18 protein-coding genes and 1 pseudogene are annotated in these 20,733 nt (G+C 34.9%); 17 read left to right on the top strand and 2 right to left on the bottom strand.

What is annotated here, in order from left to right; all coding sequences use genetic code 11:
* Window positions 1–412 precede the first annotated feature (412 nt).
* From ACODS7_RS25485 to ACODS7_RS25495, 3 genes and pseudogenes are all read left to right on the top strand, one after another.
* A pseudogene (locus ACODS7_RS25485) lies at window positions 413–2,544 on the top strand (peptidoglycan D,D-transpeptidase FtsI family protein).
* Window positions 2,545–2,765: 221 nt separating this feature from the next.
* On the top strand, window positions 2,766–3,692 hold the full coding sequence (bla, locus tag ACODS7_RS25490; RefSeq protein WP_140163875.1) for a class A beta-lactamase Bla1: 927 nt from the start codon (window positions 2,766–2,768) through the stop codon (window positions 3,690–3,692).
* A gap of 155 nt (window positions 3,693–3,847) precedes the next feature.
* The gene (locus ACODS7_RS25495) at window positions 3,848–4,408 is read left to right on the top strand and encodes a GNAT family N-acetyltransferase (RefSeq protein WP_016081574.1); all 561 of its coding nucleotides are present in this window, start codon (window positions 3,848–3,850) and stop codon (window positions 4,406–4,408) included.
* Window positions 4,409–4,594: 186 nt separating this feature from the next.
* Here ACODS7_RS25495 and ACODS7_RS25500 read toward each other — a convergent pair whose 3' ends face one another.
* On the bottom strand, window positions 4,595–4,795 hold the full coding sequence (locus tag ACODS7_RS25500) for a DUF2187 domain-containing protein (RefSeq protein WP_098139102.1): 201 nt from the start codon (window positions 4,793–4,795) through the stop codon (window positions 4,595–4,597).
* Between the two features lie 648 nt (window positions 4,796–5,443).
* On the opposite strand from ACODS7_RS25500, the gene ACODS7_RS25505 reads away from it, so the two are divergent.
* The 14 genes from ACODS7_RS25505 (at window position 5,444) to ACODS7_RS25570 (ending at window position 19,820) form a co-directional block, all read left to right on the top strand.
* The gene (locus tag ACODS7_RS25505) at window positions 5,444–6,316 is read left to right on the top strand and encodes a YitT family protein (RefSeq protein WP_243168973.1); all 873 of its coding nucleotides are present in this window, start codon (window positions 5,444–5,446) and stop codon (window positions 6,314–6,316) included.
* 398 nt (window positions 6,317–6,714) lie between these two features.
* Window positions 6,715–7,557, top strand: a complete 843-nt coding sequence (locus tag ACODS7_RS25510; RefSeq protein WP_029442759.1) for a metallophosphoesterase — start codon at window positions 6,715–6,717, stop codon at window positions 7,555–7,557.
* Between the two features lie 214 nt (window positions 7,558–7,771).
* Complete coding sequence (locus ACODS7_RS25515; RefSeq protein WP_000548621.1) at window positions 7,772–8,023, top strand: hypothetical protein; 252 nt, start codon at window positions 7,772–7,774, stop codon at window positions 8,021–8,023.
* Window positions 8,024–8,210: 187 nt separating this feature from the next.
* On the top strand, window positions 8,211–8,936 hold the full coding sequence (locus ACODS7_RS25520) for an ABC transporter ATP-binding protein (protein WP_029442757.1): 726 nt from the start codon (window positions 8,211–8,213) through the stop codon (window positions 8,934–8,936).
* The gene (locus ACODS7_RS25525) at window positions 8,933–9,952 is read left to right on the top strand and encodes an ABC transporter permease (RefSeq protein WP_029442756.1); all 1,020 of its coding nucleotides are present in this window, start codon (window positions 8,933–8,935) and stop codon (window positions 9,950–9,952) included. The genes ACODS7_RS25520 and ACODS7_RS25525 overlap by 4 nt, the downstream gene beginning before the upstream one ends.
* A 24-nt stretch (window positions 9,953–9,976) precedes the next feature.
* Window positions 9,977–10,630 (top strand): TetR/AcrR family transcriptional regulator, encoded by a 654-nt coding sequence (locus ACODS7_RS25530; RefSeq protein WP_016081569.1) that lies wholly within the window; start codon window positions 9,977–9,979, stop codon window positions 10,628–10,630.
* Between the two features lie 4 nt (window positions 10,631–10,634).
* A complete protein-coding gene (locus ACODS7_RS25535) occupies window positions 10,635–11,603 on the top strand; it encodes a YbgA family protein (RefSeq protein WP_029442755.1) in 969 nt (322 codons plus the stop codon).
* A 216-nt stretch (window positions 11,604–11,819) separates the two neighbouring features.
* Window positions 11,820–12,965: an acyl-CoA dehydrogenase gene (locus ACODS7_RS25540; protein WP_000397282.1), complete on the top strand. Its 1,146-nt coding sequence runs from the start codon at window positions 11,820–11,822 to the stop codon at window positions 12,963–12,965.
* A gap of 15 nt (window positions 12,966–12,980) precedes the next feature.
* Window positions 12,981–14,318 (top strand): acetyl-CoA carboxylase biotin carboxylase subunit, encoded by a 1,338-nt coding sequence (locus tag ACODS7_RS25545; RefSeq protein ID WP_000486742.1) that lies wholly within the window; start codon window positions 12,981–12,983, stop codon window positions 14,316–14,318.
* Between the two features lie 26 nt (window positions 14,319–14,344).
* Complete coding sequence (locus tag ACODS7_RS25550; RefSeq protein WP_001987345.1) at window positions 14,345–14,560, top strand: acetyl-CoA carboxylase biotin carboxyl carrier protein subunit; 216 nt, start codon at window positions 14,345–14,347, stop codon at window positions 14,558–14,560.
* Window positions 14,561–14,581: 21 nt separating this feature from the next.
* Window positions 14,582–15,493, top strand: coding sequence for a hydroxymethylglutaryl-CoA lyase (mvaB, locus tag ACODS7_RS25555; protein WP_016081565.1), 912 nt, complete (start codon window positions 14,582–14,584; stop codon window positions 15,491–15,493).
* A 4-nt stretch (window positions 15,494–15,497) separates the two neighbouring features.
* A complete protein-coding gene (locus tag ACODS7_RS25560) occupies window positions 15,498–16,286 on the top strand; it encodes an enoyl-CoA hydratase (protein WP_243168972.1) in 789 nt (262 codons plus the stop codon).
* A gap of 2 nt (window positions 16,287–16,288) precedes the next feature.
* Window positions 16,289–17,830, top strand: coding sequence for an acyl-CoA carboxylase subunit beta (locus ACODS7_RS25565; RefSeq protein WP_029442753.1), 1,542 nt, complete (start codon window positions 16,289–16,291; stop codon window positions 17,828–17,830).
* Between the two features lie 49 nt (window positions 17,831–17,879).
* On the top strand, window positions 17,880–19,820 hold the full coding sequence (locus ACODS7_RS25570) for an AMP-binding protein (RefSeq protein WP_029442752.1): 1,941 nt from the start codon (window positions 17,880–17,882) through the stop codon (window positions 19,818–19,820).
* A gap of 443 nt (window positions 19,821–20,263) precedes the next feature.
* On the opposite strand, the gene ACODS7_RS25575 is transcribed toward ACODS7_RS25570, so the two are convergent.
* Entirely contained in the window at window positions 20,264–20,431 is a 168-nt protein-coding gene (locus tag ACODS7_RS25575) for a hypothetical protein (RefSeq protein ID WP_016081562.1), read from the bottom strand.
* Window positions 20,432–20,733: the final 302 nt, after the last annotated feature.

Genomic DNA, 20,733 nt, shown 5'->3' on the forward strand with positions numbered 1-20,733 from the left:
AAAAATCTCCATCTTTTTGTATGTAACATATAACCCTCCCTTATGTAGCCTATTTTATCTTATATTTAATTATTTTTTTTGTAAATGTGGAACAACTTTATTGTTTAGGTTGTCTATTAAGTATTAAAGCATGAAGAAAGGAATAATTAACATGAAAATTTACTAGCAAGTCTATATGTAAGTTTAATAAGAGTCATTATACAGTTTAGCACTTCTAATGCAAGCGGCAAAAAAATAGAGAGAAAACAAGAAGGGAGAGTTATTAATGCCGTAGCTAAACGAAAAAGAATGGATGTTTACAAGGATTAAGCAAAAAATTGAGGCGATATTTATAACCGATTATCGGTATCTAATATATAAGAAATGCTTTTAGTATTTGTAGCAATTTCTGAAAGGATTAAATGGAGGATTTATGAAAGAACAAAAAGGCAAGAAGCAGAAGTCATATATATCTATTCGATTAAATATAATGTTCCTTTGCATATTTCTACTATTCTCAGCTATTATTATGCAGCTAGGAAAGGTACAAATCGTTGAGGGAGAGGCTTATAAGAACCAAGTGGAAAGTAGTCAAAATGCAATAACTAGTATTCCAGTTCCACGTGGACAAATTTTAGATCGAGAAGGGAAAACAGTTGTTAATAATAAATCTCTTCGCACAATTACGTATACAAGGGTGAAGGGAATTACGAGTGAAGATATTTTAAAAACAGCAAAAGACTTGGCGAAAGTACTTGAAATGCCTGAACAAGATATAAATAAATTAACAGATATCGATAAAAAGATTTTTGGATGCAGTTGAATTCGAAACGTGCGGAGACAAAGATTACTAAGAAAGATATAGAAAAGTTTAAAGAAAAGGGTATAGAGGGAAAAGAGTTAGATAAAAAAATAGAAGACTTAAGACGAGGTCGCGTTACAGAGGTAGAATTAGCAGAATTAACAGCACAAGATTTAAAGGTGTTAGCTATTAAAAGTAAAATGGGTTCAGGTTATCAACTAACACCACAAATCATTAAAAAAGATGTAACAGATGAAGAGTATGCGCGGATAAGCGAAAATCTTGCGAATTTTCCAGGAGTAGATGCAACTGTTGATTGGGAACGTAATTATGTAAACGGTAATTTATTTCGTTCTGTATTAGGAAATATTACGAGTAGTGAAGAAGGATTACCGAAAGAAAATTTAGATTCTTATTTAGTACGTGGATATAACCGTAATGATCGTGTTGGAAAAAGTTATATTGAACAACGATATGAAGATGTATTACACGGAACAAAAGAAGAAGTGAAAAATATTACTGATAAATCAGGAAACATTGTTAGCACAGAAATAATCTCTAAAGGAAAAAGTGGTAATAGTTTAACATTAACGATTGATATGGAATTACAAAAGAAAGTGGAAGAAAGTATAGAGAAAAACTTGAGAGCTTTTAAAAGTTCAGAGCCACTTCTCGATCGAGCTTTTGTTGTCATGACGAATCCAAATAACGGACAAATTTTATCAATGGCAGGCAAAAAGATTGTAGAAAAAGAAGGGAAAATAGAGTTTGAGGATTTGGCATTAGGTAATATGACAACTTCGTATGAGCTAGGGTCAGCTGTAAAAGGTGCTACTTTATTAACTGGATATGAGACAGGGGCAATACATCCAGGAGATCAATTTTATGACGCGCCGATGAAATTTAAAGGTACACAAGCTAAGAAATCGTGGAATGTATCCGGATTTGGTAATATTAATGATTTACGGGCTTTACAAGTATCTTCGAATGTATACATGTTCCAGACAGCTTTAAAAATTGCCGGAGTTAATTACGTACCAAATGGATCATTGGATATTAAACAAGGAGCCTTTGATACGATGCGCTATTATTTCAAGCAATTTGGTTTAGGTGTCCCAACAGGTATTGATTTACCGAATGAAATAATTGGACAAACGAGAAAAGTAGATAGTCAACCTGGGTTTTTACTAGATTTTTCTATTGGTCAGTATGATACGTATACGCCGTTGCAATTAGCGCAATATGTTTCAACGATTGCGAATGGTGGTTATAGAATGCAACCTCAAATTGTACAAGAAATACGAGAACAATCAATAAAAGAAGAGGTTGGAAAAGTTATACGTTCCATAGAGCCTGTCGTATTAAATCGAATTGATATGAAGAAAGAACATATTGATCGGATAAAAGAAGGGTTTAGATGGGTATTCCAAGAAGGTGATGGAACTGGCGTGAAATATTTCAAAAATGCGCCATATAAACCAGCAGGAAAGACAGGAACAGCCCAAACTGTATATGGTGGAGATGACCCAATTGGCAGAAATGCAAAAGGAGAACGTATGGAATGTTACAACTTAACGTTAGTTGGATATGCTCCATATGATAATCCAGAAGTAGCATTTTCCGTAGTAGTTCCATGGCTTCATGATGATAAAAATGGAATTAATTCTATAATTGGAAAGGAAGTATTAGATGTATACTTTGATTTGAAACAGCAACGTATATATGGTGAATCTACTAGTACAGGTAGTTCTAAGCAAAATTAGAGTACTTTTCTCAGGGAAGAGAACCTGTTTATATAAAGCCATTTATAAGTAAAAAAATGAAATGTGAAATCAGAGATAGCGGCGATCATAGCTACTATCTCTGATTTTGTTAATAACTCTCATACTAGCTATAAATTTTTTTCAGTTTATGGAACAAATTTGGTTCGATGATTGTCTATTATGTGTACGTATAAAAAGGTGCTAAAAATTTGGAAGGAATGATGGTTTTGAAAAATAAGAGGATGCTAAAAATAGGAATATGCGTTGGTATATTAAGTTTAAGTCTTACAAGCCTAGAAGCTTTTCCAGGAGGATCACTGCAAGTTGAAGCGAAAGAAAAGACTGGACAAGTGAAACATAAAAATCAGGCAACGCATAAAGAGTTCTCTCAACTTGAGAAAAAATTTGATGCTCGATTAGGTGTATATGCGATTGATACTGGTACAAATCAAACAATCTCTTATCGACCTAACGAAAGATTTGCCTTCGCATCAACCTACAAGGCTTTAGCTGCAGGAGTATTACTACAGCAAAACTCAATTGATACATTAAATGAAGTAATCACATTTACGAAAGAAGACTTAGTGGATTATTCACCCGTTACAGAGAAACATGTAGATACTGGGATGAAACTAGGAGAAATTGCTGAGGCTGCTGTTCGCTCAAGTGATAATACTGCAGGGAACATTTTATTTAATAAAATAGGCGGACCTAAAGGATATGAAAAAGCGCTTAGAAAGATGGGGGATCGGATTACTATGTCTGATCGCTTTGAAACAGAATTAAACGAAGCTATTCCAGGAGACATTCGTGACACTAGTACAGCGAGAGCAATTGCTACGAATCTTAAAGCTTTTACGGTCGGAAATGCACTTCCTGCTGAAAAACGTAAAATTCTTACAGAGTGGATGAAAGGGAATGCTACAGGGGACAAACTTATTCGTGCAGGCGTACCAACTGACTGGGTAGTTGGAGATAAATCAGGTGCTGGCAGTTACGGGACAAGAAATGATATTGCTATCGTTTGGCCTCCAAATAGAGCACCAATTATCATCGCAATTTTATCTAGTAAAGATGAGAAAGAGGCTACCTATGATAATCAACTCATTGCAGAGGCAACTGAAGTTATAGTTAAGGCTCTTAAATAATAATCTCTCAATGCTTTATGTAATATAATTAAAAATAAGAACTTGGAAAGCGATTCTTTTTAATGTGAAAAGAATCGCTTTTTTATAAGCATGTAAACTATTTATACCTATGTAATATAAAGATATAATTAATGTAGAAAAGAGGGTGAATAGTTATGGAGAATGACAATCAAGTCTTTTGGAGAACAGATTGTCTTATTTTGAGAAGGTTTAGTATGGATGACACTAACTATTTTCATTTTTATCGTTCTAATCCAGAAGTGGCTAAATTTCAGTCATGGGTTAATTATCAATATCATGAGGCTAAAACGTTTGTAAATGAACAAGTTAAAAATAATCCTAATCTACCAGGTACTTGGTTCCAGTTCGCAATTGCTTTGGCTGAAAATAACAAAATAATTGGAGATTGCGCACTTCACACACTTGTAAATGAACCACGCATCGTAGAAATCGGATTTACTCTTTCTCCAGAATATCAGGGAAAAGGCTATGCAACTGAAGCTGTTTGTGCCTTATTGAGTTACATATTTCATTCATTAGGAAAACATAAGGTGATTGCATTTTCGGACGTTCGAAATAATAAGTCTATTTCTGTACTAGAACGAGTGGGGATGAGGAGAGAAGGTCATTTATTGCAGAATTACATGCTAAAAGGCCAGTGGATTGATGAATATCAATATTCAATATTGAAGTCTGAATGGAAGGACGCTACATAATTATAAAATTTAGAAACAAAGTATGATGGCTGTAAATTAAAATACTATAAAAATAACGTTATAAAAAAAGATCCTAGTGTGTACTAGGGCCTTTTTATGTTATCGATTTACTTCATCTTTTGATCCCGTTAAAGCCCGATTGGTGAGGGCTAATAATGAGTGAGGGATGAACAAAACCACCACTCATTAAAGTTTCACTTTATAATAACCATATTTTACAACTTGCCTATTTTCTTCAATAGCATGTGTTCCAGCAATATCGGCAATATCAACTACAATCGTATTTTGTAAGATATTAACTACACAACCTGTTAATTGTAAGATGGAGTTATTACGATAGAGAAATTGTACGTAGGAACCAATTGTAACGTTATTTTTTGTCTCCATATGATAAACGAATGAAGATAAAATACAAGAGTGAAAAGAGAGAATATATCGAATAAATTAACCTTGATTAAGCGTATTTTAACTAATTTTCAAACCATGAAAACATTGCAAACTAGGGTGTTTGTAAAACTTACTTATTTTATAAAAAACTTAAATAATCCTACATTATGTATCTTTTTTTAATAGAAAGAAATAATATTAATCAATGGAATTTTACTTAAGTTTTAGGTATATTATAATTGACCGAATGAGTATATTGGTCAGTTGGTGTTGTTTTGGAATTTGTAAAGTAGTGCTCATTATGCTTATGGAATTGATTTCACGAACTACGGTTTTGATATTGTGTGATAGGTAAGTGGACGGAAGTAAATTTAAACTCTTGGGAGGTAGAACAGCCAGTAGTTTCTGTGTGCGGTCTATTAACAATAATTGCATGGTGTTTAAATGGTAAAGTGGATAACGTATTTAATAGGGTAACGCATGATTAGTAGTTATAAGAATTCATACATATACCGTATATCCCTCGGGTTAAGTATAGGAAGTTATAGTTTGAGAGAAGTTACATAGTAGGTGTGACACTATGACTAAAGAAGCTGATGTAATCATGAAATGACAAAAAGAGAAAAATGTGAGAAATGAGGAATTGAGATGGGAAGTATAAGGAATAAAAATGTTAATAAATTGAAAAGGATTTCACAAGCAATTTTGATTGTTATTGGAGCGTTCATAACCGCATATGGATTAGAGGCTGTACTTATTCCTAATAATGTCTCAGATGGTGGTGTAACAGGTATAAGTATTGTTAGTTCTCAGTTATTTGGGTTACCATTAGGTCTTTTAATTGGAATTATTAATATTCCATTTGTTTGGCTAGGTTATAAACAAATCGGTAGAGGATTTGCAATTTATTCAGTTATTGGTATTGTATCACTTGCAATAGGCACTATGGTTATGCATAATGTGCCTACAATTATTGAAGGAGATACATTGTTAGTTACTGTTGTTGTTGGTGTGATTATCGGCTTCGGTATGGGATTAGCACTTCGTAATGGCGGAGCGTTAGATGGAATTGATATGCTAGCGGTATTGTTGTCTAGGAGATTACCGTTTGGCACAAGTGATCTTATTTTGTTTTTAAATATGTTCGTATTTATTTTTGTTTCAACAGTATTCGGTCTTCAAGGTGGGATTTTATCAGCGATTGCTTATTTTATTGCTTCTAAAGTAATTCATATTATTGAGGTAGGATTAAGTGGATCTAAAACATTTAAAATTGTTACAAAAGAACCTAAATTAATGATAGATACAATCTGGGAACGTCTTGGGAGAAATGCAATCTATAACGAAATGTATGGTGGATTTTCGAAAGAAGCCTATAAAGAAGTTAGCTGTGTTATCAGTCGTTTAGAAGAGAATAAAATGAAGGAGCTTATTCATGAAATTGATGAAAATGCCTTTGTCACTGTATATGATGTTGCGGAAGTACAAGGCGGAAACTTTAAAAAGCATGATATCCATTAAAGGTGTTAATTAAGTTAAATATTTTATACATGGTTGATTATTGGAAAAGATAAAAACTTCACCACATATAGATAGACAGCTGGTATGTAATAAGATATACAACAGCAAGGTACATAGAACGAAAGCTAAGATATTCGTACGAACTCAAAAAGCCGAAATTCCTTAACTTGGGAATTTCGGCTTTAATGTTATATGATAGAGTTACGATTAGAACAGAAATGGGCATGTTTACTTCAACAGAGTGATATAAGTTCTTCAATTCCTATAATTAGAAACTTGTACTTGATTATCGTAGTTAAATTGATTTCACTTTAAAAGAGAACCGTTAGATAAAAAAAGAAAAATCTATTGGAATGTTTTTGCGAATTGTAGTACTGATTAAGGTTTTAGGAGGGAATATGAGCAAGAAGATTAAAAGAAGTGTATTACTTATTGCTACGTTAGTAGGTTGTATTATCTTTTTATATTTACAGAACAATTTAATAAGTATAACTGAGGTTAAAATAACCTCTAGTAAAATACCCTCCTCTTTTAAAGGGTATAAAATTCTACAAATTTCAGACTTACACAATAAACAATTTGGCGATAATCAAGATGTGTTAATTCAAAAAATTAAAAGCATAGATCCAGATATTATTGCGATTACGGGTGATTTAATTGACAGTAAATCATACGATGCAGAAGTTAGTATGCAATTAATACGAGAAATTGTAAAGAAGTATCCTGTATATTTTGTGACAGGAAACCATGAACAATGGTCTGGAAAGTATAACCGTTTAGAAAAAGAGTTGAAGAAATATGATGTCAATGTTTTAAGGAATGAATATGTAGGCATTCGAAAGGGTGAGCAAGAAATAAACTTGTTAGGTATTGATGATCCAGAGTTTGTTACTGGAAACCGTGATGAAGGAAATATTATAATAGATGAAATTAAAAAGGCGAAAATTGAAATGCAGCCAGATAGATATAATGTATTATTATCCCATAGGCCTGAATTTTTGACAGAGTATGCTGATGAGCAAATAGATTTAGTGTTATCAGGGCATGCTCATGGAGGGCAAGTTAGATTGCCATTTATCGGAGGATTAGTTGCGCCAAATCAAGGTGTTTTACCTAAATATACAGCTGGTTTATATGTAGAACAAAGTACATCAATGGTAGTGAGTAGAGGATTAGGAAATAGTATCATTCCGCAAAGAATTTTGAATAGGCCAGAAATTGTAGTCGTGCAGCTAAATTAAGCTGTACGATTTTTTTATACAAAAATGAGTAAAGGGGCTTTATGTATTTTGTACGAGTTTACATTACAATTTTGTTAAAAATTTTCTACGTTACATAAAGTAACAAAATTTGACCCTGAGTGTTTGTTATAGTGTAAATAATCAAAAAACTTAAAATTTGTCGAGTGAAAATTGTGATAAGTAATTCGTATAAAAAACTTAAAGGGGTGTACACATGCATAAAGAATATGAAATTGAAGAATACACGGCTATTGAGGAACAAATCCATTATTATTGTAAATGTTTATTAGTAAGTCATCCTGATCAAATAATAAAGTATTTAGAAAAAAGGTTAGAAAAATATGCAGAAACATTACAATATGCACATTTATATCCTGACACAGTTATTTTACCGTTACAGCAATTAGTTATTGAATATTCTTTAGACGTTGCTAGAATTCGGAAGTATATGAATTTAAAAACGTAAAGTGAAATTTATAGTTTAAATGAAACAGAGTCGACTTTAGGAAATGAAATTCTAATGTCGACTCTGTTTCATTGTTTAATATCGTTGATTGAACATACATACTAATCAACGGAGTTTGACATATAATTAAGCAAGAGTAAAATAAAAGTGAGTACTCACTCATTTTATTAAAAAAGGAGGATGAAACGTGCAAGAACCTTCAATTATTTTACGGACTGTATCAAAAAGTTTTGGGAAAAAAGAAGTGTTACACAATCTTTCATTGCAAGTTGAAAAAGCAGAGATTTTTGGTTTTGTTGGACCTTCTGGATCGGGGAAAACAACGCTCATTAAAATGATTGCAGGTATTAATGAGGCAACGAAAGGTGAAGTGCTTGTTAATAATACTAATATGCCTAATTTAAATGAAATGAAAAGAATTGGTTATATGGCCCAGGCGGATGCATTATATGAAGAATTGTCAGCATATGAAAATGCAGATTTTATAGCAACGATGTATGGACTAAAGGGAAAACGTAAAAAGACAAGAATTGCAGAAGTTTTTGAACTTGTACAATTATCACAGTATATGAAAAAGCAAGTACAACAATTTTCAGGTGGAATGAAAAAACGCTTATCATTAGCAATAGCACTCCTGCACGAACCAGAAATATTAATTTTAGATGAGCCTACAGTGGGGATAGATCCGCTTCTTAGAAAAACGATTTGGGAAAAGTTTTATGATCTTAAAAAGAAAGGTACAACGATTATTGTAACGACGCACATTATGGATGAAGCTGAATTTTGTGAGCGTCTAGGATTAATTAGAGAAGGGAAACTAGTTGCGGTTGGAACAACTGAAGAATTGAAAAAACGCGTGTCATCTGGACGGATTGAAGATGTCTTTTTGCTGGAAGAGGTGGTGTCATCATGAGAGTTACTGGTGTAATCATTCGTATTATTCGCCAATTTTTTCGAGATAAGCGTTCGTTAGCGATGATGTTTGGGGCACCAATGTTATTACTTTGGCTATTATCGCTAGTGTTTACACAAAAAGACTATATACCGCAAATTGCTGTTGTTGATATGCCCGATCAAATAGTAAAAGTGATGAAAGATCAAGAAGCATCAATTTATGAACACAGTAAAGAAAAGGCGATTTCTGAGTTAGAAAAACAAAAGGTAGATGCTGTACTTCGAATAGAGAATGGAAAAATGAAACTTCTGTTGGAAGGTAGTGATTCGTCAAAAAATCGTGCTGTACTTCAAGTATTGCAAAAAAGCACAGAGAAGAATGATGTTTCGATTATGAAGCCTGAAGTGAATTATTTACATGGCTCTAAAGAATTTTCGATGTTTGATGGGCTTGGTCCTGTATTAATTGGTTTCTTTACATTTTTCTTTGTATTTATATTATCAGGTGTATCTTTCGTAAGAGAACGTTTAAGTGGTACGCTTGAAAGGTTATTATCCACCCCAGTAAGAAGGTGGGAAATAGTCGCAGGTTATATTATTGGCTTTGGAATTTTTGCCTGTATACAATCCATTATTATCGTAAGTTTTTCCGTTTATATTTTAGATTTATACGTAGCTGGCTCCATATGGCTAACGCTACTTATTACATGTATGCTCTCTTTAACTGCACTAACATTAGGTACGTTTTTATCGGCATACGCAAATAATGAATTTCAAATGATTCAATTTATACCGCTTGTTATTGTGCCACAAATCTTCTTTTCTGGATTGTTTCCAATGGAATCTATGAATAAGTGGCTACAAATGTTAGGGAAAGCATTTCCACTCACATATGGCGCTGATGCAATGAGACAAGTGATGATTCGGAATCAAGGATTTAGAGAGATTGCATTAGATCTTACTGTATTATTACTTTTTTCAATATTATTTGCAGTAGGAAATGTATTTGCTTTAAAGAAACATCGCAAAATATAATAATGACAAAAAGGAGCTTTATAAATGCAGAAGGATTGGCTGGAGGAATTAATAGCCGCAACTAATACGGATAAACGAAATGAACGTCAAATGCGTATATTAGAGGCGGCTGTTGATATGTTTGGAGAAAAAGGATACGCTTCAACTTCAACAAGTGAAATTGCAAAACGGGCTGGTGTAGCGGAAGGAACAATCTTCCGCTACTATAAGACGAAAAAAGATCTATTACTAGCGGTCGTAATGCCAACTTTAACTAAGTTCGCTGCCCCATTTTTCGTACAAACCTTTGCAAAAGAAATATTTAAATCGGAGTATGAATCGTATGAAGGACTTTTAAGGGTTGTAATTCATAATAGATTTAAATTTGCCCAAAAACACTTCCCTATGATAAAAATATTAATTCAAGAGGTGCCATTTCAACCAGAACTGAAAAATGAAATACAGCAATTAGTAGAAACAGAACTGTTTTCACATTTCAAAAAGTTGATTGTGAAATTTCAAGAAGAAGGGGAAATTATTGAGTTACCACCATCTTCCGTACTACGTCTTACTTTATCAGCTGTATTAGGATTACTCTTAACAAGATTTTTATTATTGCCTGAAGAAAAATGGGATGATGAAATGGAAATTGAAAATACGATTCAATTTATATTGTACGGATTAACGCCACGGAGGTAATGAAATGCGACAATTTGCAAAACCAACAATCGTTGTAAGTAAATGTTTAGAATTTGATGCCTGTCGATATAATGGAGAGATGATTCCAGATGTAACAATACGAAATTTGCAGCCGTTTGTTACATTTATACCTGTTTGTCCAGAAGTCGAGATTGGATTGGGGACTCCTCGTGAAACGATACGAATTGTAGAAGAAAATGGTGAGAATAGACTTGTGCAACCGTCGACACGAGAAGATGTAACTGAAAAAATGCAGCAGTTTTCAAATGACTTTTTACAAACGATATCGGATGTGGATGGTTTTATTTTAAAGAATCGTTCACCAAGTTGTGGTACGCGTGATGTGAAAATTTATTCTGGTTTTGAAAAAGCGCCAGCAAAGGGAAAAGGAGCTGGCTTATTTGGCGGAGCAGTAGTAAAAAAATTTTCGCATCTTCCTATTGAAGAGGAAGGCAGATTGTCGAATTTTATTATTAGAGAGCATTTCTTTACAAGGCTATTTACAATCGCATATTACAAAATGATTAAACACAATAAAAATATGAAAGAACTTGTATTGTTTCAGTCGGACAATAAATATTTATTTATGGCATATAATCAAGTGAAACAAAAGGAATTAGGGCGTATAATTGCAAATCACAAAAATGAAAAGATTGAAGTGGTATTTGAAAAATATGAGAAGACTTTATATGAATTATTTATGCGTGCGCCTCGTTATACATCGAATGTAAATGTGTGCGAGCACATTTTTGGATATTTTAAAACAAAGTTAAAAAAACAAGAAAAAGATCATTTTATAGAACTGTTACAAAAGTATGCAGAAAAGAAAATACCACTTAGTAGTTTACTTACAATTTTAAAATCATGGGCTATTCGATTTGATGAAAAGTATTTATTAAGACAAACATATTTCGAACCATACCCTGAAGCATTAGTAGAAATTTCTGATTCCGGAAAAGGTAGAGATTATTAAACAATAAATTACATAATTCGACACAAAACCTCCTATGTTGTTGTAGAACAATGTAGGAATTTTTTTGTGCATTAGTACAGAATCTGTTTTAAAATTAAGTTATGACAGAATTGTAGCAATTGTCTAACTAATATTCTTGTCTTTTAAGTTGTTATGTTTGTAGTAGAAACTCGCACGCTGTCGAAACTCAATATTCGATAAGGGGTGTGTAGCGGAATGGAATTTACTCTAACTCGCGAAAAACAAATGATTAAAGAAATGGTACGTGACTTTGCTGAAAAGGAAATTGCACCGAAAGCTGTATATTATGACAAAACTGCAGAGTTTCCATATGAAACATTTCAAAAAATGGGCGAACTAGGATTACTAGGTATCCCATTCCCAGAAGAGTATGGAGGTTCAGGCGGCGATACGGTATCGTACGCATTAGCAGTTGAAGAAATTGGTCGCGCTTGTGGTGGCACTGGTTTAAGCTATGCTGCAACAATTTCATTAGGTGCTTCTCCAATTTATTATTTCGGTACAGAAGAACAAAAACAAAAGTATTTAGTTCCAATGGCGTCAGGTAAAACATTAGGTGCCTTCGGATTAACGGAGCCAAATGCTGGATCTGATGCAGGTGGTACTCAAACGAAAGCGGTATTAGATGGCGATGAGTATGTAATCAGTGGTGAGAAGTGTTGGATTACAAACGCAGAGTATGCAAATACAATTATTGTAACCGCTGTCAATGGCGTTGAAGAGAATGGTAGAAAACGTATTTCTGCATTTATCGTGCCTACTACGAGTGAAGGATTAACGATTTCAAGTCCATACGATAAGATGGGTGTTCGTGCTTCTAATACTTGTGAAATCGTACTTGATGGTGTTCGTGTACCGAAAGAAAATATTCTTGGTGATGTAAATAAAGGTTTTAAACAATTTTTATATACACTTGATGGAGGGCGTATTTCAATCGCAGCATTGGCAGTTGGTATTGCGCAATCAGCCTTTGAACGTGCATTGCAATATGCGAAAGAACGTCAACAATTTGGAAAGTCAATTTCTAATTTCCAAGCGATTCAATTTAAATTAGCTGATATGGCGACTGAAGTAGAGCTAGCACGCAATTTAGTACATAAAGCAGCTTGGTTAAAAGATAACGATAAACCTTTTGGCAAAGAAGCGGCAATGGCAAAACTATTTGCATCGGAAGCAGCAAGCCGTATTGCGAATCAAGCAGTACAGATTCATGGTGGATATGGTTATATGCGTGAATATGAAGTTGAACGACATATTCGTGATGCGAAACTATTAGAAATAGGTGAAGGAACTTCTGAAATTCAACGTCTCGTAATTGCTAGACATTTAGGATGTAGATAAAAGGGGGGAATCACTATGTTTCAAAAAATATTAATTGCGAATCGCGGGGAAATCGCTGTTCGTATTATGAAAACTTGTCAAAAACTTGGTATTCGCACTGTTGCTATTTATTCTGAAGCAGATGAAAATGCCCTTCATGTGAAAATGGCAAATGAAGCTTACTTAGTAGGTGGACCGCGTGTTCAAGAAAGTTATTTAAACCTTGAAAAAATTATTGAAATAGCTAAGAAGACAAATGCAGAAGCAATTCATCCGGGTTATGGTTTATTATCAGAGAATCCGTCTTTTCCGGTTCGCTGCAAAGAAGAAGGAATCGTATTTATCGGTCCTTCAGAAGAAATCATTACGAAGATGGGAAGTAAAATCGAATCACGTATCGCAATGCAAGCAGCAGATGTCCCAGTAGTCCCAGGTATTACTACAAATATTGAAACTGCAGAAGAAGCAATTGAAATTGCAAAACAAATTGGTTATCCATTAATGCTTAAGGCATCCGCAGGCGGCGGAGGCATTGGTATGCAGTTGATGGAAACTGAGCAAACGCTCACCAAAGCGTTTGAAAGTAATAAAACAAGAGCGCAAAACTTCTTCGGTAACGGAGAAATGTATTTAGAGCGATATATAGCAGACGCGCATCATATTGAAATTCAGCTTTTAGCAGATACACATGGTAACACAGTGTATTTATGGGAGCGTGAATGTTCGGTACAGCGCCGAAATCAAAAAGTAATCGAAGAAGCACCTTCACCATTTTTAGATGAAGGTACACGAAAGGCGATGGGAGAAGTTGCTGTACAAGCTGCCAAAGCACTTGGCTATACAAATGCAGGTACAGTTGAGTTTCTTGTAGATGATCAGAAGAATTTCTATTTCTTAGAGATGAATACGAGATTACAAGTAGAACATCCAGTTACAGAAGAAATTACTGGTTTAGACCTTGTCGAACAACAACTTCTGATTGCAAGTGGTGAGAAACTATCATTTACACAGGATGATGTAAAACGTAGTGGTCATGCCATTGAAGCTCGTATTTATGCAGAGGATCCGAAAACATTCTTCCCGTCACCTGGAAAAATTACAGATTTAACATTACCGTCAAATGTACGGATCGATCACTTCTTAGAAAATCATGTAACGATTACACCTTTCTATGATCCAATGATTGCGAAAGTCATTGCACATGGCGAAACTCGTGAAGAAGCAATTTCGAAATTACATGATGCTCTAGAAGAATTAAAAGTAGAAGGTATTAAAACGAACACACCAATGCTACTGCAAGTTTTGGAAGACGAAGTGTTCAAAGAGGGTATTTATACAACGGGTTTTGTAACGAAACAACTCGTTAAAAAATAAGATTTAACAATATTAAGGGGGAAAAAATGATGACGAAAGTATATGCATCGATGGCAGGAAACGTTTGGAAGATTGTTGTAGGAGTAGGAGATACAGTAGAGGAAGAACAGGATGTCGTCATTTTGGAATCTATGAAAATGGAAATTCCAATCATTTCAGAAGAAGCTGGCACAGTTATGAAAATTAATGTGCAAGAAGGCGATTTTGTAAATGAAGGAGATGTATTATTAGAAATTGAATAGGGAGATATAGGGGGAAGCGAATTGAAACTACCTAATTTTGCTGTCATTAAAGAAGTCGGGCCACGTGATGGCTTACAAAATGAAAAAAAGATTGTTGGCACAAAAGATAAAGTAAAATGGATTCAACTACTTACAGAAGCAGGATTGTCGTATGTTGAAGTTTCCTCATTCGTTCACCCAAAATGGGTCCCTGCATTAGCAGATGCAAATGATGTATTTTCTGAGCTGAAAAGGGATCCAAATGTTACATATGCTGCGCTTGTTCCGAATCAAAATGGTTTGGAACGAGCTTTTTTGCAAAATGTAGATGAGGTGAATGTTTTTTTATCAGCAAGTGAATCTCATAATAAAAGTAATATTAATAAATCGATTAAAGAAGCATTAGTTGTAATTGAAGATATAACAAAACAGGCATTATTCGAAGGGAAAAAGGTAAGAGGCTATGTTTCTACTGTATTTGGATGTCCTTATGAAGGGGATATAAGTCACGCAGCAGTTGACGAATTATGTAATCAACTATTTTCATACGGCATTTATGAAGTTTCTCTTGGGGATACAATCGGTGTAGCGAATCCATTACAAGTAGAACAAGTATTAGAACATCTATTAAAGAAGTATGATGCTTCGCAGTTTGCAATGCATTTTCATAATACGTATGGAATGGCTCTAGCGAATGTAGTTAAATCATTAGAATACGGTATTACAACGTTTGATAGTTCTTGTGGTGGACTCGGGGGCTGCCCTTATGCACCAGGAGCATCAGGTAATGTTGCTACTGATGACCTAGTACATATGCTCCATAAATTAGGAGTCCAAACGAATATAGACGAAGAAAAGTTATTGAGAGCTAGTCAATTTATTCAAAGTAAGTTAAATATCCAATTACCGAGTCATGTGTATAGAGCGCTTCAACATAAAACGATAAGTAGGTGAGAAGATGCTACAATTACAAAATATTTCAGTTGATTATGTAACACCTCACGTTGTAAAGATTTCGTTAAATCGTGAACGACAAGCAAACTCATTATCTTTAGCGTTATTAGAAGAGTTACAAAACATATTAACTCAAATAAGTGAAGAGTCCAATACGCGTGTAGTTATTCTAACAGGTGCTGGTGAAAAAGCGTTTTGTGCTGGTGCTGATTTAAAAGAACGTGCTGGTATGAATGAGGAACAAGTTCGCCATGCTGTTAGTATGATTCGCACTACTATGGAAATGGTTGAACAATTACCACAGCCAGTTATCGCGGCTATAAATGGAATCGCCCTTGGTGGTGGTACAGAATTAAGTTTAGCTTGTGATTTTAGAATTGCGACTGAATCTGCAAGTCTTGGTCTTACTGAAACGACTCTTGCAATAATACCAGGAGCAGGTGGTACGCAGCGTTTGCCAAGATTAATTGGTGTTGGTAGAGCGAAAGAATTAATTTATACAGGAAGACGTATTTCGGCGCAAGAAGCAAAAGAATATGATTTAGTAGAATTTGTTGTACCATCTCAGTTACTTGAAGAAAAAGCGATTGAAATAGCAGAAAGAATTGCTAGCAATGGCCCTATTGCTGTTCGATTAGCAAAAGAAGCGATTTCAAACGGTATTCAAGTTGATTTACATACCGGATTACAAATGGAAAAACAAGCGTATGAAGGTGTAATCCATACGAAAGATAGATTAGAAGGATTACAAGCATTCAAGGAAAAACGCACACCAACGTATAAGGGGGAGTAAATATGTTAGATCAAAAACAACAATCGAATACATTTGAAGAACGAGTTGAAACGATTAAACAAGGCGGCGCACCAAAATATCATGAACAAAATAAAGAAAAAGGAAAATTATTTGTTCGAGATCGTTTAGCGCTTCTATTTGATAATGGCGAATATGTAGAAGATGCATTATTTGCTAACTGTGAACAAACAGGCTTACCTGCGGACGGCGTTGTAACGGCAACGGGTAAAATACATGGTCGTACTGCGTGTGTAATGGCCAATGATTCTACTGTAAAAGCAGGATCATGGGGATCACGCACAGTTGAAAAGATTTTACGTATTCAAGAAACAGCTGAAAAATTACGTGTTCCGTTATTTTATTTAGTCGACTCTGCTGGAGCGCGTATTACAGATCAAGTAGAAATGTTCCCAGGGCGCCGTGGTGCAGGAAGAATCTTCTATAATCAAGTGAAATTATCAGGTAAAGTTCCTCAAGTATGCTTATTATTTGGACCTTCTGCAGCTGGTGGTGCCTATATTCCAGCCTTTTGCGACGTTGTAATGATGGTAGAAGGAAATGCATCTATGTATTTAGGATCTCCTCGTATGGCTGAGATGGTTATCGGTGAGAAAGTAACTTTAGAAGAGATGGGCGGAGCTCGTATGCATTGCTCTGTATCAGGATGCGGAGATGTTTTATGTAAGACAGAAGAAGATGCGATTACACAAGCAAGACAATACATTTCATATTTTCCAAATAACTACTTAGAAAAGACTCCATTGGTTACACCTCAAGAACCGAAACAATTCGATAAAACGTTAGAACAAATCATTCCAGAAAATCAAAATGCTCCTTTCAATATGAAAGATCTCATTAATAGAGTTATTGATGAAGGTTCATTCTATGAAGTAAAAAAATTATTTGCTCAAGAGCTAATTACAGGCTTAGCACGTATTGATGGTAAGCCAGTTGGTATTATTGCAAATCAGCCGCGTATGAAGGGCGGCGTATTATTCCATGATTCAGCTGATAAAGCTGCTAAGTTTATTAATTTATGCGACGCATATCATATTCCATTATTATTCCTTGCGGATGTACCAGGATTTATGATCGGTACAAAAGTAGAGCGTGCTGGTATTATTCGCCACGGTGCAAAAATGATTTCTGCAATGAGTGAAGCAACTGTACCGAAGATTTCTATCGTTGTTCGTAAAGCATATGGTGCTGGTTTATATGCGATGGCAGGTCCAGCATTTGAACCAGATTGCTGCCTGGCATTACCGACAGCCTCTATTGCGGTAATGGGTCCAGAAGCTGCGGTCAATGCTGTATATGCAAATAAAATTGCAGCTTTACCAGAAGAAGAGCGTGCTAGCTTCATTGCTGAAAAACGTGAAGAGTATAAGAAAGATATTGATATTTATCATTTAGCATCAGAGATGGTGATTGATGGTATTGTTCATCCAAACAATTTACGTGAAGAGTTAAAAGGACGTTTCGAAATGTATATGAGTAAATATCAAGTATTCACGGATCGTAAACATCCTGTATATCCAGTTTAAAAGCCCTATTTAGGGCTTTCTTGCTCAAAAAGTTAAGGAGGGGAAAATATTGAAACAAGCAGTTTGGTTTCCAACAGAAGAGTACAAGGAAAAAACACGTTTATATGGTTGGATGAAATCATTGGGATATGAAGATTATGAAACTTTTTATAATAAATCTATTGAGGAAACAGCTTGGTTTTGGGGAGAGGCAGAAAAAGCAGTTGACTATCAATGGATGAAACCTTATACAGAAGTGTTAGATTTAGAAAATGGTACACCGTTTGCACAGTGGTATAATGGCGGAACATGTAACGTTGTAGAATCAGCTTTATCCCGCTGGCTTGCGGATGAAGAGACGAGAATACAGCCAGCACTTCAGTACGAAGGGGAAAATGGAACTTCAAAATCATTTACATATGAAGAGCTTGATAACTGGGTAAGCCGTGTTGCCAATGGTTTGAAACATGCGGGTATTGAGAAAGGTGACCGTGTAACAATTTATATGCCGATGATTCCAGAAACAGTTGTTGCGATGCTAGCTGTAATGAAAATCGGAGCAATTATTTCACCAATATTCTCAGGCTTTGCGTCTGATGCAGTCATGACACGTGTGCAAGCGGCAGGTTCAAAAATGATTATTACCGCAGATGGATTTTCCCGCCGAGGTAAAATTGTTTCTTTAAAAGATGAAGTAGATAAAGCTTGTGAACATTGCCCAACTGTTGAAAAAGTTGTTATCGTTCGTCATGCAGGAAATGATTTTACACCACATAACTATGACTTTTCGTGGAGTACGCTAGAAAAAGAAAAACCATTCATACATGCCGAGGAAATGCAAAGTGATGATCCATTAATGCTCATTTATACATCAGGAACGACTGGTAAGCCGAAGGGAACAGTACACACGCATGCAGGATTTCCTTTGAAAGCAGCTTTTGATGCAGGATTTGGAATGAATATTAAACAAGGTGATCGTGTATTATGGGTAACTGATATGGGTTGGATGATGGGGCCATTTTTATTATTCGGTTCACTCATTAATGGAGCAACGATGGTTATGTACGAAGGTGTTCCAGACTTCCCAGAAGCAGACCGGTTATGGGAGACAGTTGATAAATATGAAATTACTCATCTAGGTATTTCGCCAACGTTAATCCGAGCATTAATGGCAAAAGGTGATGAGTATGTCAATAAACATTCTTTAAAGAGTTTGGAAGTATTCGCATCAACAGGAGAACCTTGGAATCCTGATCCATGGATGTGGCTGTTTGAAACAGTTGGAAAAGGAAATGTTCCAATCTGTAACTACTCAGGTGGAACTGAAATCTCTGGTGGGATTTTCGGTAATGTTCTTATTAAGCCAATCGCACCGATTAGTTTTAACGCATCTTTACCAGGAATGGCAGCTGTCGTACTGGATGATCAAGGTAAACCAATTCGAGATGAAGTCGGAGAATTATGCTTAGAGAAACCTTGGGTAGGTATGACGAAAAGCTTCTGGGAAGATGATGAACGTTACGTGAACACATATTGGTCGCGTTTTGAAAATAAATGGGTCCACGGTGACTGGGTCATTTACGATGGTGAACAATATATCATCACAGGGCGTTCAGACGATACGTTAAATATTGCAGGTAAACGTATTGGACCTGCTGAATATGAATCTATTCTTGTGAAACATAACGATGTAATCGAAGCTGCTGCAATTGGTGTACCTGACGAAGTGAAAGGTGAAGTTTGTCATTGCTTTGCTGTATTACGAGAAGGGGTAATATTTACAGAAGATTTAAAGAAAGAATTAATGAGTTTAGTAAACTCACATATTGGAAAAGCGTTGTGTCCTAAAGATATCCACGTTGTAGAAGATTTACCGAAAACACGTAATTCTAAAGTAATGCGCCGTGTTATTAAAGCAGCTTACTTAGGAAAAGAATTAGGTGATTTATCATCGCTTGTAAATCCTGAAGTAGTACCGTTTATCCAGGGGTTACAGTCTAGTAAATTATAAAATTAGAAAGGGGCTCTATATAAATAGAGCTTCTTTTTATGTTTATAAAAAGAGAAGAAGAAAAATTCTACTCTTAGTGTTAAGTTTGTTTTATAGTTTTTATCAAAACACGATACTGTCGCATGTTTATTCATTGGAGTAATTAAATTTTATTAAGGATGAAAATTTAGTGAAGCGAAGAGTATTTAATAAAAGGAGAAATCCCTGAGGGACAGGGATTCACTAAGGGAGATAATATATGTCGTACAATGTCGAAATTCAGCGTATTCGACAAAAAATATTATCACGAATTTTCAGGAGGTTACGATGGTGGATCTGTCAAAGATGTGTACAGATTTTCTATTAAAGTGACTTTCAATAGAAAAAGGAGAAAAAATTAAGTTCACTCGATCTTAAGATTTCCCCCTTGAAATTTACTATTTGTTCGTTGTAGTATATATGTCTTAATGTGGTAAATCTTCAACATGTAAAGATTGAGTGCTACCCTTTTTGTTTGAATTATGTGCCTGTTGAGATGTTTCTTGCATTTGCTCTTGGGCCTTACTAGGAGTATTTAGCGCATCTGATGACACATGATCAAGTTGTTGACTTAATATATCTTTTTTATCCATGTTATGTAGCTCCTTTTTGAACTTAGATATAAAAACGAAATGTTTTTAAATAGTTACGTGGGTATTATGTATCTTTGAATGGAATTATATACACAAACTAAATTGAGAAATTAACTAATTATAAAAATTACTTGTGATGAAAAAATTAAAAAATACAAAAATCATTAATCTAAATAAAAGCGTTATTTTAGTAGGGCGTTACAAAATTTAATTTGAAAGGCGCACCCAATTGATAAAAGAGCACTATAATGAAGTGACCCCTAAAAGTTAGACACGGTTATTTCATTAGGCAGCTTGATAAA

Source organism: Bacillus sp. FG16 (assembly GCF_057809515.1).